General features: G+C 47.2%; 16 protein-coding genes and 2 pseudogenes. All 18 read left to right on the top strand.

Annotated elements, in window-relative coordinates; translation table 11 throughout:
* Positions 1–564 (top strand): hypothetical protein (locus BM613_RS15185; RefSeq protein WP_181363161.1); only part of this gene is annotated, 564 nt, incomplete at its 5' end.
* Between the two features lie 112 nt (positions 565–676).
* Positions 677–906: pseudogene (locus BM613_RS15360) on the top strand (ATP-binding protein).
* A gap of 525 nt (positions 907–1,431) precedes the next feature.
* Complete coding sequence (locus tag BM613_RS13090; RefSeq protein WP_109431592.1) at positions 1,432–2,172, top strand: geobacillin-26 family protein; 741 nt, start codon at positions 1,432–1,434, stop codon at positions 2,170–2,172.
* Between the two features lie 294 nt (positions 2,173–2,466).
* Positions 2,467–3,012 (top strand): DHH family phosphoesterase, encoded by a 546-nt coding sequence (locus BM613_RS13085; RefSeq protein WP_181363154.1) that lies wholly within the window; start codon positions 2,467–2,469, stop codon positions 3,010–3,012.
* A 149-nt stretch (positions 3,013–3,161) separates the two neighbouring features.
* Entirely contained in the window at positions 3,162–4,259 is a 1,098-nt protein-coding gene (locus BM613_RS13080) for a hypothetical protein (protein WP_109431594.1), read from the top strand.
* Positions 4,241–5,506 carry a CpaE/TadZ family protein gene (locus BM613_RS13075; RefSeq protein WP_146192824.1) on the top strand — a complete coding sequence of 422 codons (1,266 nt, stop codon included), beginning with the start codon at positions 4,241–4,243 and terminating at the stop codon, positions 5,504–5,506. Before BM613_RS13080 ends, BM613_RS13075 begins: the two co-directional genes overlap by 19 nt.
* Positions 5,503–6,294 carry an SAF domain-containing protein gene (locus tag BM613_RS13070; protein WP_181363160.1) on the top strand — a complete coding sequence of 264 codons (792 nt, stop codon included), beginning with the start codon at positions 5,503–5,505 and terminating at the stop codon, positions 6,292–6,294. Before BM613_RS13075 ends, BM613_RS13070 begins: the two co-directional genes overlap by 4 nt.
* A gap of 40 nt (positions 6,295–6,334) precedes the next feature.
* Entirely contained in the window at positions 6,335–6,559 is a 225-nt protein-coding gene (locus BM613_RS13065; protein WP_109431625.1) for a hypothetical protein, read from the top strand.
* 122 nt (positions 6,560–6,681) lie between these two features.
* Entirely contained in the window at positions 6,682–7,251 is a 570-nt protein-coding gene (locus tag BM613_RS13060) for a hypothetical protein (protein ID WP_109431624.1), read from the top strand.
* Entirely contained in the window at positions 7,248–7,820 is a 573-nt protein-coding gene (locus tag BM613_RS13055; RefSeq protein WP_109431623.1) for a thioredoxin domain-containing protein, read from the top strand. Before BM613_RS13060 ends, BM613_RS13055 begins: the two co-directional genes overlap by 4 nt.
* Positions 7,821–7,896: 76 nt before the next feature.
* A complete protein-coding gene (locus BM613_RS13050; RefSeq protein WP_109431622.1) occupies positions 7,897–8,085 on the top strand; it encodes a hypothetical protein in 189 nt (62 codons plus the stop codon).
* Between the two features lie 481 nt (positions 8,086–8,566).
* Positions 8,567–9,040 carry a hypothetical protein gene (locus tag BM613_RS13045; protein ID WP_146192823.1) on the top strand — a complete coding sequence of 158 codons (474 nt, stop codon included), beginning with the start codon at positions 8,567–8,569 and terminating at the stop codon, positions 9,038–9,040.
* Positions 9,033–10,166: a CpaE/TadZ family protein gene (locus BM613_RS13040; protein ID WP_109431620.1), complete on the top strand. Its 1,134-nt coding sequence runs from the start codon at positions 9,033–9,035 to the stop codon at positions 10,164–10,166. Before BM613_RS13045 ends, BM613_RS13040 begins: the two co-directional genes overlap by 8 nt.
* Positions 10,124–10,930, top strand: a complete 807-nt coding sequence (locus BM613_RS13035) for an SAF domain-containing protein (protein WP_109431619.1) — start codon at positions 10,124–10,126, stop codon at positions 10,928–10,930. The genes BM613_RS13040 and BM613_RS13035 overlap by 43 nt, the downstream gene beginning before the upstream one ends.
* Positions 10,914–12,197 carry an ATPase, T2SS/T4P/T4SS family gene (locus tag BM613_RS13030; RefSeq protein ID WP_109431618.1) on the top strand — a complete coding sequence of 428 codons (1,284 nt, stop codon included), beginning with the start codon at positions 10,914–10,916 and terminating at the stop codon, positions 12,195–12,197. The genes BM613_RS13035 and BM613_RS13030 overlap by 17 nt, the downstream gene beginning before the upstream one ends.
* On the top strand, positions 12,182–13,066 hold the full coding sequence (locus tag BM613_RS13025) for a type II secretion system F family protein (RefSeq protein WP_109431617.1): 885 nt from the start codon (positions 12,182–12,184) through the stop codon (positions 13,064–13,066). The genes BM613_RS13030 and BM613_RS13025 overlap by 16 nt, the downstream gene beginning before the upstream one ends.
* Positions 13,067–13,152: 86 nt before the next feature.
* Complete coding sequence (locus BM613_RS13020; protein ID WP_146192822.1) at positions 13,153–13,857, top strand: hypothetical protein; 705 nt, start codon at positions 13,153–13,155, stop codon at positions 13,855–13,857.
* A gap of 12 nt (positions 13,858–13,869) precedes the next feature.
* Positions 13,870–14,336: pseudogene (locus BM613_RS13015) on the top strand (hypothetical protein); the annotation flags it as partial.

Raw genomic sequence — 14,336 nt, 5'->3', positions numbered from 1 at the left:
AAACTTGCTCCCCTTGCAATTAAAAGCACAAAGCGGCTTGCGCGATCCCCTGCAACTGCTTCGGAGTTAGCCGTAGATGGAACTGCTTTTCTTGCGTCGCAGGCGGTTCGCCAAGCCAAAAAAGGAGCGCATTGGATCAATCAGCGGATTGAAAAAGTCCCGGAACCCCTTTATCCGGGACGGCGTGTGACGGTAAAGCGAATCTCTCAAAAAGCAAAAGTGGTCTTTCATCCAACCCCAACGAAAGATTCTGCGGTTTCTCACAAAGAACCAGAAGTGGTGCAGATGCAAGAAGTAAAGCAGGAATTCCCTTCTCGAATTCGATTTGCACAGCCTGTTGAAAAGGGAGCATTCCTGCCGAGTGTTTCTTCAGATACGAAAGTGCAACGTGTGCCGATTGCCAAGTCCCAATCATCACAAACGTCGCGGCGCGTTTCAACGATTAAACGCCCTGCTCGTTTTATAAAATCTACGAACAGGCAATCACAAACAGAAAATCGACCGCACCAATCAGGGCGGTTGCCTCATCGTTCGTTGCGTCATCGTTTGCTCAAAGATCGCTAATTCCACCACTCAAAAAAATTCTTACCCTAGGGCCATCCCTTAGTCATTCTCATGACTTTTGGGACAGCCCCATCTTACCACTGCCGTAGTTGTAAGGGCTTGTGAGTTGGGGATGGCTGTCAAGTTCTATACGGTGGGGGATTTAGTGATGCATCTATCCGAAGCAAAAAGAGGGGGGACACTAGAACGCTTAAGCAAGGATATTGGGCGTACGGATCTGCTCATTCTGGATGAATGCAATTGCTGTTCAGAGCCATTGCAGACAGCTACGAGAGCCGAAGTCTCGTGATTACAACGAATCTCGAGTTCTCGAAATGGGGTTCAATGTTTACTGATGACTAGATGGCTGGGCCATGATTGACCGTCTCGCACACCACGGATACTTTCTCGTATTCGGTGATGAAAGCTACAGAATGAAGCATGCGTTGATGAAGGGGCGGTGAAAAAGTACCCATCAGATCGTTGGGTAGAAACACTCGGTTTTTTCGGGTATTCTTGCTTGACAAAAACAATTGGGGTCAGCAGATAAGATGCGAAAAACATTCGCTAAAAAGTTTCTTCTCTCATTTTGTAAAGTCGAAGCAATGAGATAAGTACAGATTTGCTGGTTGACTCTAGGGTTTGTTCATTTTTGGAATCCAATAACACTCCGCTTTGTGGAATTTTTAAACTTTATGTAGAATTATGTAGAATTTGGTCGAATATATAGTTGTCTGATAGTGTATTAATATAATCTAATGGAGGTGATAATGTTCGACAATGGACATTTTTTGAAGATGTTGCATTACACCGAGTACAGAATTTTGAATATCCGTATTCAATGTTTCATTAAATAATGTTGGATCTAATCGAGGGAGGTAAGGGAAATTGAAACTGAGATGGTTAGCTCAAACAGCAGTTTTAACCGCTAGTCTTTCGTCCCTGATTTTATTACAGACAAGTTCAGTGTTTGCTTCGACTCAGGCAGTGCCGCCAAGTTCAGCATTTGCTTCAACTCAGGGAACGCAGACGCTCTCCGTGGATGGACAAGCGTATCAGGTGCACGTTGTGAATAGTAATGGAGTCCGAGTAGTACAGGTTAAAGCGGGTGGGAAGATTACAACCGCTATTTACAATACGAAAACTAAAGAACTAACTATTCACAATTCAGACGGCACAAGTAACCTGTTCAATTTAAACACCCTCGTCAAGTCAGGAGGCATTACTCCGCTTTTCATGACAAATAGCACAAGAGATCAATGGTGGGGAGATGAAGCACAAGACGTCGTATTAGGTAGCACTCAGTACTTGCTCGCTGAAGTCAACGACAATAATTCGGCAGTACAAACCTGGACAAATACTGAGAATGCTCAGAATTCAGGCCCTTTTAATACGTTTTGGAATTCGGTTGCCAACACTTTGAATGCCGAGTATGCGTTTTACGCGGCAACTGGGGCCTCTGCGGCCAGTGCAGTAGTAGCTGTAATAACTTCAGAAACTAGTGTAGCAGCAATAATTGCGGCTGTAGTTGCGGCAGGTTTTTCAATTGCTGCGGGGTACGAGGCCGCGGTTGCCTGGAATGATCATAATACTGATGTATTTGAATTTAACCAAATTCCTGGGGCGTAAATTCATACTTTCGTTAGAGTGCTCATATCTAAAAGTGAGCACTCTAACGAAGAGGGGGTGGAACATAGTGTCTTTTGTATTTATATTTTCCATATTTCTTTGGGTGGTTATTGCCGGAATTTTAACAATTACTATAGGACGCACCCGCAGGAAAGTTATGAGACTCCTCTCCATATTCACGCTATTAATCGTAATAATTGTTATAATAACACTTTTATATATTTTATTTCATTCCTGAGACAATAGAAATTTTGTCCCTATCTCGCTAAATGAAATTAACTTCCTGTTAATGGCTTGTTTTTACACGTATGTCGACTGTCCCCCAACAAGGCAGTAGCGCGTATACAGGATGCGATTTCCCGCAAGGAAACCGTGATGATCTTTGGTGACTACGACGTCGACGGTGTTTCATCGGTCACGATTCTTGTCAAAGCCCTGCGCAAACTGGGCGTAGATCTCCTTTGGCGCGTGCCGGTTCGATTGTGCGAAGGCTACTGGATTCGTCCGCAAGCGGTCATTGACTCGAAGGAGCAAGGTATCCATCTCATCATCACTGTAGACAATGGAATCGCCGAACTCGAAGCTGTAGATCTTGCACGTACAAGTAGTATGGATCTCATCGTGACGGATCATCACTATATTGGTCATCAATTACCTAACGCTAACGCGCTTGTCCATCCAACGCTCGGCGATTATGGCCGGGTGGAGGTCACTAACGGTTCATCGAACGATTGGAGCAAGAAGGATTGCAAGTGCGCACGATCATTGAGAAGCATAATGGCGGAAAAAAGAGATAGCTGTGGCAAGTCACAGAGAAAGGAAAGGCGTTCGCGAAGCTGATCCTCACTACAGTAAAATAAAAAAACGTTGAGGCAACAAAATATGTAATGCGATAGTTCGAAAGTGTAGCAGAAGAAATCAAGCGTTGAGATCCCGACGCTAAAAAAATGCTTACCCTGCCCTCTTTACATAGAAAGGGGGCATTTTTGTTGGTAAAAATCGCATTTTTGCTCTCCAGCCTTGAATTGCAAGGTTGGATCGAAGGCGAATCTCAATCGTATCCTTACACACCTGTTTTCGATGCAGGAAAACCAGTTGATGCGTATGTGGTACTTGCGGAACGAGAAGGAGACGAACAGTTTCTTGCGCAGATTCCAGAAGGAAAGTCGTTTGCTTGGTATGGAGAGTATACAGAACTTGCAGCAAAGAGAAATCCCCGATTGATTGACGGAGATTGGGAGTCGTTCACAGGGGAGACGCTGATTGAAGCGGCACGCATCATGGCCGAAGAGATTGAAGCGCAAAAGAAGACGGCTCGTCGACCAAAACTGAAAAAAGCAACTGATGAGATTTCAAGGGAAAGCGAAGAAATTCCCATAGAAGCGCAAGAAGAATCTCTCAAAACGCATCCAGAAGAATCGCCAAAACTTAGATTTGCGTGGCATTCTCGTAAAAACGAACATCACCCGGAAGAACAAGAAGAAACGGACGAACACGTAAACGTGATGAAACCCGCTGTAGTCCCTCGAGCGATTGCGGTGGGCGGTGTACGAGGGAGTGGTGCGAGTTTTGTGGCATGGAATCTCGCGGCAGTTGCAGGGCTTCCGGTGATCGAAGGGCGAGCTACAGGCGCGCTCTCTATATGGACAGGAGACCAAACCCCTGTCGCACAGGCATTACAAGCGGGGAGTCAGTACGGTACGGTGCTTGAGGGGGAACTCCCCAAAGAAATCCTTACGCATCGAGTGATTGTAGATGTTGGAGACGATTGGAATCATCCGGTTTTTCAGCGCGCTGCGATTCGCATATGGGTCACTTCGCTTGATCCGGCGACCATTTTTGTCCCTTCTGTGCCGTGCTCTGTGGTTGTGAATCGAGTTCCTGAGTGGATGGCGCTTGATCTTCGTGAAATCGTGAAAACAGATGTGGCTTTGCAAGTGCCAGACGGCGGGTGGGAAGCCCTTTTATCGCTTTATACGCATGTGCCGTGGATTCTCAAGCAGTCGCAAGATACCAAACATGCGTGGCAGCGACTGATCGAACCAACTCGCACAAAGGAGGAACAAGCATGGGATATTGGTTGGTAGTTCCCGCGCAGCAAGATGAAGTGGTTCTCGCACAGGCGTTTGAACGATTCGGTGAAGTTCATGTGGCAATTTCTCCACAAGACTTCCAGCAAATTGTTGAACAATACGGCGCGCCTGCCGCGATTGTGGTTCATAGCTCCATGCGGCAACTCGCGCAAAACGTAAAAGGGTTTCGCGATAAGTTTCCTGAATCAAGAGTGTATGTAGTGGGAATCGTGACACCGAGCCAACTCGCGATGCTTCACGCAGATGATGTCGTTCCTTTTCCACTCCCTGAAAGTTTTGTGCGCCGAATTCAAACCGAACGACAAATTGAAGAAGAAGTGGGGCATCCCCTTCCACGCACAAATATCTCTGAGTCGTTTCTTCCTCCTAAAAAAGAGTTACGAGAAGAAATGATGGTTGAAGGTCGCGATCAAATCATTGTCGTGACAAGCAACAAAGGAGGGGATGGCAAAACAACCGTCGCTGCACAGTTAGCGACTCTTCTTGCGAAAAAAGGGCCAGTGCTCGTAATGGACGCTGACCCGAAAGGGAACCAAGTGGAGTGGTTTCGCCAAGACAATCAGCCACCGATTCATTCCATTTACGATTTTCAAAAACCCAAAGATCGAGATCGTGCAGAATTAGAAAGTTATCTTTTGGAAAAAGGGAATCTCAAAGTATTGGCGTCTTCGACAGAATCAGGGCCACTTACTTCCAAAGCACTTGCGGCAGCGATTCAAGCGTATAAACCTTTTTACTCGACCATCATCTTGGATATGCAGCAAGGAACCAGTCCTGAACTTATCACCGCTGCTAGTTATGCGACAAGCGTAATCGTTGTGGCAACCCCGTCAGCGAAACGCCTTCGACCTTTACTTTTGATGATGAAGCAGCTTATGGAGCATCGGATTAAAAAGTCAAAAATTCATGTGGTTGTCAATCGCACACATCAAAAAGGGGATTTGCCTACGATCCGCACGGCGTTAGAAGACGTATTGGGAGCCTCGTTTTCCCAATATTACGAGCTTCCTTTTCAGGAACATTTGGAATGGGACGACGATCCTGAGTACGTCGCCGTCACGGATGGGAAGGAAGCGGAATATTCCGCTGCATTTTATAAGTTCGCCAAAGGAGTTACGGGGATTGAATTTAAAAAGGCGAAATCGGGCAGTTCTGCTAAGAAATCTTCCTCTGGTGGATTTTTCTCTTCGATTTTTGGCGGTGGGAAGAAACATTCGAAAAAAGGCAGGGGAAAACGTTGAAATCTCGAACGCTCAAACAGCGCCCCGGTGTCGTGTGGCTACTTGGCCTCGCGGCACTTGGGCTACTCACGTCATGGGTCATCATCGGAGCCATCCACAAAGCCGAGCGAAGAACAATTGTAGTAGTTGCCGCAACAACCATTCCCGAAGACACCATCATCACCGCAGACGAATTAACGCACATGGCTGTCACGTCAAGCCTAGTTCCATCAGGGGCTGTGACTGATCCTCAAACGGTCATCGGAAAATACGCGGACACCGAGATTGTGCAGGGATCACCGCTTTTATCGCTGGATGTCGCACCTGCTTCTACCGTGAGAGAACTCATTCGCACCTATGGAATGAATTTCGTGGGGATGACCATTGCCGTTCCCGAAAGCGGGATTCCAAATGCAGACGTGAATCCCGGAGATATTGTGGATTTAATCGGGGTGTACGGAGACAATCAAAAGGTGTATACGCAGTGGATCGCCAAACGCGTTCCTGTCCTTGCGGTGGATACGCAAAATCATAAACTTGAAATTGCCATCCCCCGTTCAGATGCGTTAGCTGTGGCGCAGGATGTGGCGATTGGTAACGTGCAGGTTCTCTTAGACCCACGCCCTTTTGATGGAGCCATTTTGGTTAATGGACAAAGTGCCGGAAATCAAGGCGCACAGGTCACAAATGCCGCGCCCTTGCAAACGGCACATGGAACAGTCACTCGCGGCGCTTCGATAGGCAACAATGCGCAGCCTACAACTACCTTTGTTTCGAAAAGCTCGTATTCGCAAAATGCAAATCACTAAAATACTTACTCTGCCCTCTTTTAGAAAGGGGGCTGTTTTTGTGCGAGAACATTTGATACAGCAATATCAGCTGCTAAAAAACGCAGAAATTCCAACTGATCAACTTACAGAAATCCTTTTGGCGATCACGGAGAGAGAAATATTGGAGGAAACGATGTCGAACGAAACGTGCAGACAAGTGTTTGAGTTGCTTAACGTTGCTCAAATTTCCTTTGTGTTACGGTCGCAAACGATAACGTTCGAGCTTGATCGGCAAGAATCCTAATTCTATGCGGAAACGCTTTTGGGGAAGTTTGGAATTTATATACTGATAAAGTTGGAATGATGCGGCATCTGTGAACGAAATCCCTCTCACCACACCGCCATTTGTAGAAAGGGGGTTTTTTTGTGTTCGTTAAAGAGTGGCAATGGGTTTTGTCGCCTTGGATCGTTTTTGTTGTTTTGCTTGACCCGCATCTTGCCAAAAATCCCTTGGTACTGTTGGCTGCTCTCTATGTTGTAGCGACAGAAATCCGTTATCGATTCGCAGTCTTTGAAAGTCGCCGAGCAGGGTTTCAGCGTATGGTTCGTATTCCCGTTTCGCGCACGGTTTTACAACTTTTGTTGAGAGGTCGAGTTTCCGTCCCGCAGGGAGTTCCCTGTTATACCTTGCATGTGGAAACTACGTCCACAGATTACCGCACGTTTTTGCGTGAATTGCGAGAGGACATAGTGCGTGGCGCAAAAACGAAAGCTTTTTATGTCGGCAATACCTTTACTCAGTTGGGCGAATTTGCGCAAAAGGAAATCGGAAAAGAGAAGGTGCAAATCATAAGTGGGACGTTTTTTCCTGCATGGCTTCAGACAGCAGGAATAGACGTGCGGCGTATACAACAAAAAATGTTTAGAAGGACGTTCCCACTACAAACCGAATGGAAAATTGTCGCCATTCAAACGCAAAAGGAAGATTGCCAATGAAGGAAAAAAAGAAAGTTCAGCTTGCCATTTTCGTTTCTTTTGGAATTGTTCTTGGTGTAGGAACGTACAGTCTTCTTTTGGAAAATGAACCGATGCGTGAAAATGTTTGGAGCAAGTTAAGTCCCGCGAATCCAACGCTTGTTCAGGCAATCGAGAGCACTCCAGTTGAGAATGTTTATGGGCAGAGAGTGCGTCTTCCTTTGGATCGTCCGCTTCTTTTTAGCGCTCCGTTTTGCCCGTGGTGTGCCAAAACCGAACGTCTGTTGATTCAAAGCCGCCTCATAGATAAGGTACAAATCGTAGGTGTGGATGTGGAAGGTGGAGAACAAGGACGGGTTTCGTCCCATACCGTTCACAATGCAACGCAAGCCAGAGAAGTGTTTCGGGAATACTGGCGGTACTACGGCGTTCACTCAACAACGTTAGATTTGCTTTTTGCATTGCCTAACAATCCAATCAATTCCGTCATACAAACCTATCCAACCTTGCTTGTACCGCATGATGGCCACTGGTATGAATTGATTGGCTACGATTCAAACACGAGTTTTTGGGATTCTATTTTGCACTAAGCACTAAAAATTCTTACCCCGCCCTCTCTTTGTGAGAAGGCTTTTTTATTGCTCAAAAAAATGGAGGGGATTTTTGATGAATCAACTTACCGAAGCACTTACCTTGTTTGGCGCGCTCGCTGGAGGGGCGATTGGCGCGACAGACTGGAAAAACCTCAAAGGAAAATGGGATACTGGTCGTTCGACAAAACGTGCCGCTATCGGCCTTGTACTAGGTGCAATTGTCGGGGTACTGCTCGGTGTTCTTTTTTCAGTAATGCACTAAACGCCTAAAGGTGTCATAGACCCCACGGCTAAAGCCGGGGGCTTGTAAAAGCCCTACTATGACCAGCCCGAGCGAAAGCTACGTTGGAAAAGTGCATACCCAAGGGTGCTTCTCCAGCCTTTGGCTCTATGGGACAGCCGTTAAAAGCGAGCAGGGGAGATGCAAGCGGTGCGGTTGTTGTTTTCGACCTTTTTCAACATGGGCGAGGAGAGACTTTTTAAGCGTTACCAGTCCCGTAAGGGATTTCGCATAAACACTTCACAGTTTTGCAAAGAGCGGATGGTTGGCAGTACGAAAAAAGCGTGTTGGTGCGCATGAAAGGAGAGAACCACCGCTTCCTCCCCACGCATAAATGCGGGGGCTTCCGTGGCGGGATTTTGGTGGGATTCGGTGGTTCCTGTTCTCGCACGAAGGAAAGGAACCACCGAATCCCAGAAAGGAAGTAAGGAACCACCGAATCCCAGAAAGGAAGTAGTGAAACTTGCTAATGGGTTACGTGTTGGGCGTTGTCGCAGGAAACTGGTTGTATGATCGTCTCTTTCATCATACACGTCGCGTAACCCGCTATTATGTTACGCGAGAACGTGATCGGGTGCTAACGATTAGTCACGAACCGCTCTTTTTTTACAAACAAGACCGTAAAGTGTTTTTTCAAGACCGTGAAGCAGCGTATGCCAAAATTGCCGCAACGCTTTCTAAACACAAACACATTGAGACGATCAAAACAGAAAGCGTGTGGTTGAACTACGCACGAGAAGGATGGACGGTAACGACCCACAAAAACACACGGTGGCATCGGCTGGTTTCCGTTTATTTTTACTGGATGAATGTGAACAATTGGGGGTCGTGCGAACGAAGTAAATCGTGGTGGGCGATTGGGAATCAGACGCTACAAGTGGCCACGATGACGCGCGAAGCGTTTATTGAGCGCTTTCGTCGAAAGGAGGTTGGATAAAACGCTATATCTGATTACAGATTGGGAAGAGTTGATTCCTTATTTTAGCGAAATTGCGCACGAAGTCACTACGACCTATCCCGAACCAAGAGTTGGCGATGCATGGATTGTAGATGAGTGGTTTGCAGAGGCAAAGAAGATGGAACAGGCGGTAATACGCGGAATTCCCGTGTTGTATTTTGGGACAGACCTCTCAAAACCGTTTGAAGGTGTTGAAACCATCACTGGCGATGAAATTGATCCCGCGCAATTGGTGGAGTGGGCGAAGAAACCTAAACGGAAAAATCGCCCGCGTTTACACGGACAGACCAAGCAAGGAAAAACCGTTGCTTTTGCAGGGCTTTTGCCCACTGGAGGTGGGGTAGGCAAGGACACACTCGTTGTGAATCTTGCGGCGTGGCTTGCGCAGCGAGGAAAGCGCGTGGCGGTCGTGGATTTAGACCCGTTTGGTACGCTCAAAGATCGCCTTCATGCCGAAACAACACTTTCTATCGACGTGTGGGAGGAACGTTTTTTTGGCGTTCCGCATTTGACGGATGATCTGATTTTACGCGCCGTCGTGCCAGTGAAAAAATTTGGATTCTTCTTGCTTCCGGCAAGTGATGAAGGGAAAATGGTTCGTCCAGAGGTTCTTGAACATATGCACCAGTGGATGACGGCTACTTTTGATGTGCTCATTTGGAATCTAGGCAGCGGAAACGCAGGAGAAAGTTTTGTTTCTGCTTTACGACAAGCGGATACAACTTTTCTGGTTGGGACGGGGGATCGTGCGAAGTTCAAGCGGTATCTCACGGTATACGAAGAGTATCAAGCATTGCTCCCTGAACCTCCTGAAGTGATTTTTAACAAGTTTTACGACAAACAAGCTCCAGAATTATTCGAAAAAGAATTTTTTCATCGCGATTTGTTTGGGTATGCACTAGAAGATAAACAAGTCTTTGAGAGCAATGAGAAGGGGGAAGCGGTCGTTTTAAAACAGCCACGCCGTCCGTTTAGTCTGTTAGTAGCAAGAATTGGGCAGAGGGTGTTAGGAGAAGAAGAGACGACTGAAAAAGAATTGGAGAAGAAAGGAGGGTTTGCGTTTTGGCGAAAATCTATCAAATCGCCCTCGGAGCAGGAATCGTAGGGGTGTTTGCATCAGGTGTACTCAATGTGATGGCTCTTCATGGGGCAGTCAAAACCATTTCTGTTGAAGAAACCAATCAAACGATTCCTGCTTATACAACGATCACACAAAATGAAGTACACGTTGTACAAATGCCAATCGAGGCGCTTCAAGCGGATACCATTACGCAAAATGTCGTCGGGAAAGTCACAACGATGTCGATCCCCGCAGGGAGTCCATTTCAAACGTTTGAGCTGTCAGCGCAAGGGAATCTATTTTCAACCATCCAACATCTTTCGCAAACCTATCCCAATTTAACATTTGTTCAGATTGACGTAGAAAACAACCTGTTGAGCGCTGGCGTTCAACCGGGACAGCATGTGACGCTTCTAGCGAACGGGACTGCCTTTCCAAACATTTGGGTGCTTTCTGTGAGTACGGATGTAAATGCAACCAATGGTGCGATCAACGCAGCCATTAGTTCGGCATTTGGACAAAACACACCCAATGTAACGGCCATGTTGATTGGTGCTCCTTGGGGAACGATTCAAGCGCTGATGAATGCAAAAAATGTACAAGTCATCGCGGGAACGGTTGGGGGTAGCGAGTTCCAAAATACGGCTCCCTATCCCACGGCATCAGCGAGCGAAGGCGCGCCGCCGCCGTCGGGATTAGCCCAACCGCCAGCTTCGTTTCAAAACGGGCCTTCTTCTTTGCCGATGCCGTCAGGAACAATGTCTTCAAGTTTGAGCAAAGGCGGTGGCGCAAATGTTGGGACAAAGTAAACCAGATGAAAATCTCTTGCGCGTTCAAAAACACACAACTTCAAAAGAAGTTGCTGCGTGGAAAGAGCGACTCGTCACGGAGAATAAGCGAGATCAAGAATTTTTATCCACGCTCCCCAAAGAGCAAGAAATGGAAATTCAGTTAGCGAAAATCGCACGGAAAATCGGTGTGCCGGACACTTTGCGCGCGCCGATCATCGAAGAACTTTTGGAAGACATCTATGAATATGGCGTACTGACTGAATTAAAATCACGCCCCAAAGTCACCACGATTTGGGTTGCAGGGAATGAGTGGATTGAATATGCCGAAGGCGGAAAAATCAAGACCTATCCGAAACGATTTGCGAGTATCGAAGAAGTGTACCGTTTTATCGAAAAGAAACTAGCAGGAACCTCTTTTCGTTATGCGCGAAACATCCCTGAAATTGACGCGATTCTCGCAGACGGCTCACGCTTTCACGTCATGCAAGGATCGGCAGGCGTGTCACGAACAGGTACAGAGCAACGGGTGAAGCGGATTCCGCTACTGACGATTCGCCTCTTTTCTTATCCCTATGCGCTTCATGAAATCGTCACTGACAATCGCCTTCGTACCTATCTGGAATGGTTGCCAAAGCTCGGTGCTTCTTTTGTGATCGCGGGGAATCAAGGGGCGGGCAAAACCACTACATTAAATGCGATGAGCGCTTTTGTTTCTCCCGATCATCGCTTGATCCTCATCGAAGAAGCGCCTGAAATGCAGCCCCTTTTTCCTTCTTCCGTGATTCGACTATGGAATCAAGGAGAGCTAGGGAATGTGCACTTTGTCAACATGATCAAAAATAATCGTGCAACCCTTCGTATGGGAGGGGATGTCATGATGATCGGAGAAATCCGCGACGAAGATACACTGTGGGAGTTTTTACGCATCTCAAACGTCGGACTCCATTTAGTCGCGGCGACTCTCCATGCGAACTCTGCGCAAGATGCTCTTTTGCGCATGCAAAATCTAGGGATGGCCGTTGCGCACCATCCTCCTCGTTCTACGGTTGCAGATATGATCCAACGGGGAATTTCGCACGTCATTTTTTTGCGACGTGAAGCGGAACACATGGGAATTGAAGAAGTGTTAGAAATCACAGGGCAGGCGCGGGGGCAAGTCATTGGGCGCACGGTGTTCTCGCGCGATGTTCGAACAGGTGAAGTGACTTTTCACGGCCTTTCGAAAGAAATGAAAGAACGCGCCATGAAAAAAGGAGTGCTTACCAAAGAATGGGTGGACAACTAGCACTTTTGCTTACCGGAATTTCTCTTCTTTTGATTGGACTTTCGTATTTACTTTGGCGATTTGAACGAGAAAAAACCCGCAAGTTTTTTCTTGCTACATCTTGGGAAGAACGTACACCTTTTATCACTTCACTCATTGCACGGCACGCACAGCGTCTTTCGCAAATGGGTTTGCGCACCACGGAAAAACAATTGGTGCTTGCATGGGCGGGAATTACGATCGTTGCAAGCGCGATTCCGCTTTTATTTGGTGATGCGTGGGTGATTTCTGTTTTGTTTGGCGTGCTGACGTTGGTAGGCGTTCACTTGGCTTTACGCCTATACGGTCTTCGTTTCGCACTTCGGTTGGAAAAGGGATTGCGTGAGTCTGCGTTGCCCATCGGCATTGAATCACTAGAAGCCACTGGGGATACCGCGCAAGCGATTGAAGATATTTTGCGGTTAAGCCGTGATCCAGTCATTGTTCAAGAGTTTTTGCGCGTGAGGACACTGATGAACACGCTGATGATTTCTGGGGAGGAAGCGATGCGAGAACGCGCGCGAGCACTTTCGATCAAGAGTTACGAATGGCTCGCCACGTATACGCTGTACATGCAACGGTACGGCGCGCATACCGCGCAAGCATGGCAAGATGTGGCCGATGAACTGGAAGAACGACAAACGTTTCGCGCTAAAGTAGCCACAAAAACGGCGTCTATTCGTTATGGAGCGTATCTTTTTGCGGGGGCGCTCTTAATCGGTACGCTGTTATTTGAGTCAAAAATTTCATTTCTGATGATCGGATGGATGCCCGTCTTTTTTGTAGGAACGATGCTTTCTGTGCTTGTTGGTGTGTATCGTTTGGTTCGATTAGGTGGTGATGCAAGATAAACGCGACGTGGATCGGAGTTGTAACAAGCGGTTCTCTCTTTTTAATCTGGCTTTCTTTTGTGATCCGGCCAATCGAACATCGGATAATGAATCGTAGGTTTTTGCCGTCGCGTTCTTCGTGGCTTTATGAAGAACGCATTGCGCGTTGGTTACAGCGGTCAGGGGTACAGATGACGGCAAGGCAATGGATAGGGTTTCTCCTGTTTTTTGCAATCGGATTTCCGCTTTTAGGGCTTTTTTACCCAAACGAAGAAAAGTGGTTGCTCATTGCAAGTCTCTATTTCGTTATCTCTTTTCTTTTGTATCCGTATCAAAAAGAAAAACGAACTCGCGCGCAAATGCAAAGTGATCTGCGTCGGACACTTCGGCTCATCGCAAAGTTATATCAGCGAAATGTAGACTCATCAGACATTTTGCTCATCGCGCATGAAGCGATGGAAGACGGCCCTCTAAAAGCAAAATTTCACGAGGCCATTTTGCGCACGAAAACAACGGATACTCTCGAAGATGCACTCATGTGGCTGGCGGATACGACGGCGTTACCCGCCTTACAACATCTCGCGAGTCGTTTGGTGCAAGCGACAAGATATGCAGAGATTCCTATCGGTGAGCAGTTGCTTCAGATGGCAGAAAAAGAGCGCGAGAAGGAACTTTTCGCGCAAGACCGACTTGCGGAACAAAAGCGGATTTCGGCATTGCTTCAAGCGGCTTTGTTGATCGCCATTCCGATGTTATTTCTTGTCGCGGGGTTCGCGTTTAGTTATACGTTCAAAGAATTTATCTCCTTTTAAGGAGGTGTCCCTTTGCTGACACGCGTTTTCTTTCTTAGCGTTTCAATTTCATCTCTTTTGGTTTGTTCGCCAGCTTTTGCGCTCACGACAAGCAGTACGTATACTGTCGGGTGCGCAAGTGACGGAGCCGCTTTGCTGACTACAGGAGGGAAGACAGAAATCATCCCTCTGACTGTCGGATGGTTTGGGATCACCGGACTCTACAATCCGCCACGTGCAGAGCAACAAGTAGAAAACAGTGTGACGTTTGAGCCGACAAGTACATTTCCAGTGTATATTCGCCAAGGGGCGGCGTGGACGGATCGCGTATTTGTGTATCCACCGGGGAATTGGCCCGTTACTGTGACAGAGAGCGCAACGATCACTCCCCCTTTAGGGGCGGTAAATCCCGAAACAGGGAATCTCTTAACGCCCCAAACATGGCAGACTACTGCAACCGAAGTAGCGAATCATCTGTATGTGGCAGGTTTTGTGCTTCC

The sequence above is a fragment of the Sulfoacidibacillus thermotolerans genome (assembly GCF_003144315.1).
GTDB lineage: Bacteria > Bacillota > Bacilli > Alicyclobacillales > SLC66 > Sulfoacidibacillus > Sulfoacidibacillus thermotolerans.
The sequence above is the reverse complement of the archived record's forward strand: the minus strand, read 5'-3'. Positions and strand labels throughout refer to the sequence as shown.

Bases quoted from the DNA above. Each gene is read 5' to 3' on its own strand.
- BM613_RS13075 (WP_146192824.1), top strand. From the start codon at position 4,241: ATGGGATATTGGTTGGTAGTTCCCGCGCAGCAAGATGAAGTGGTTCTC.
- BM613_RS13055 (WP_109431623.1), top strand. From the start codon at position 7,248: ATGAAGGAAAAAAAGAAAGTTCAGCTTGCCATTTTCGTTTCTTTTGGA.
- BM613_RS13050 (WP_109431622.1), top strand. From the start codon at position 7,897: ATGAATCAACTTACCGAAGCACTTACCTTGTTTGGCGCGCTCGCTGGA.
- BM613_RS13030 (WP_109431618.1), top strand. From the start codon at position 10,914: ATGTTGGGACAAAGTAAACCAGATGAAAATCTCTTGCGCGTTCAAAAA.
- BM613_RS13025 (WP_109431617.1), top strand. From the start codon at position 12,182: ATGGGTGGACAACTAGCACTTTTGCTTACCGGAATTTCTCTTCTTTTG.
- BM613_RS13020 (WP_146192822.1), top strand. From the start codon at position 13,153: ATGAATCGTAGGTTTTTGCCGTCGCGTTCTTCGTGGCTTTATGAAGAA.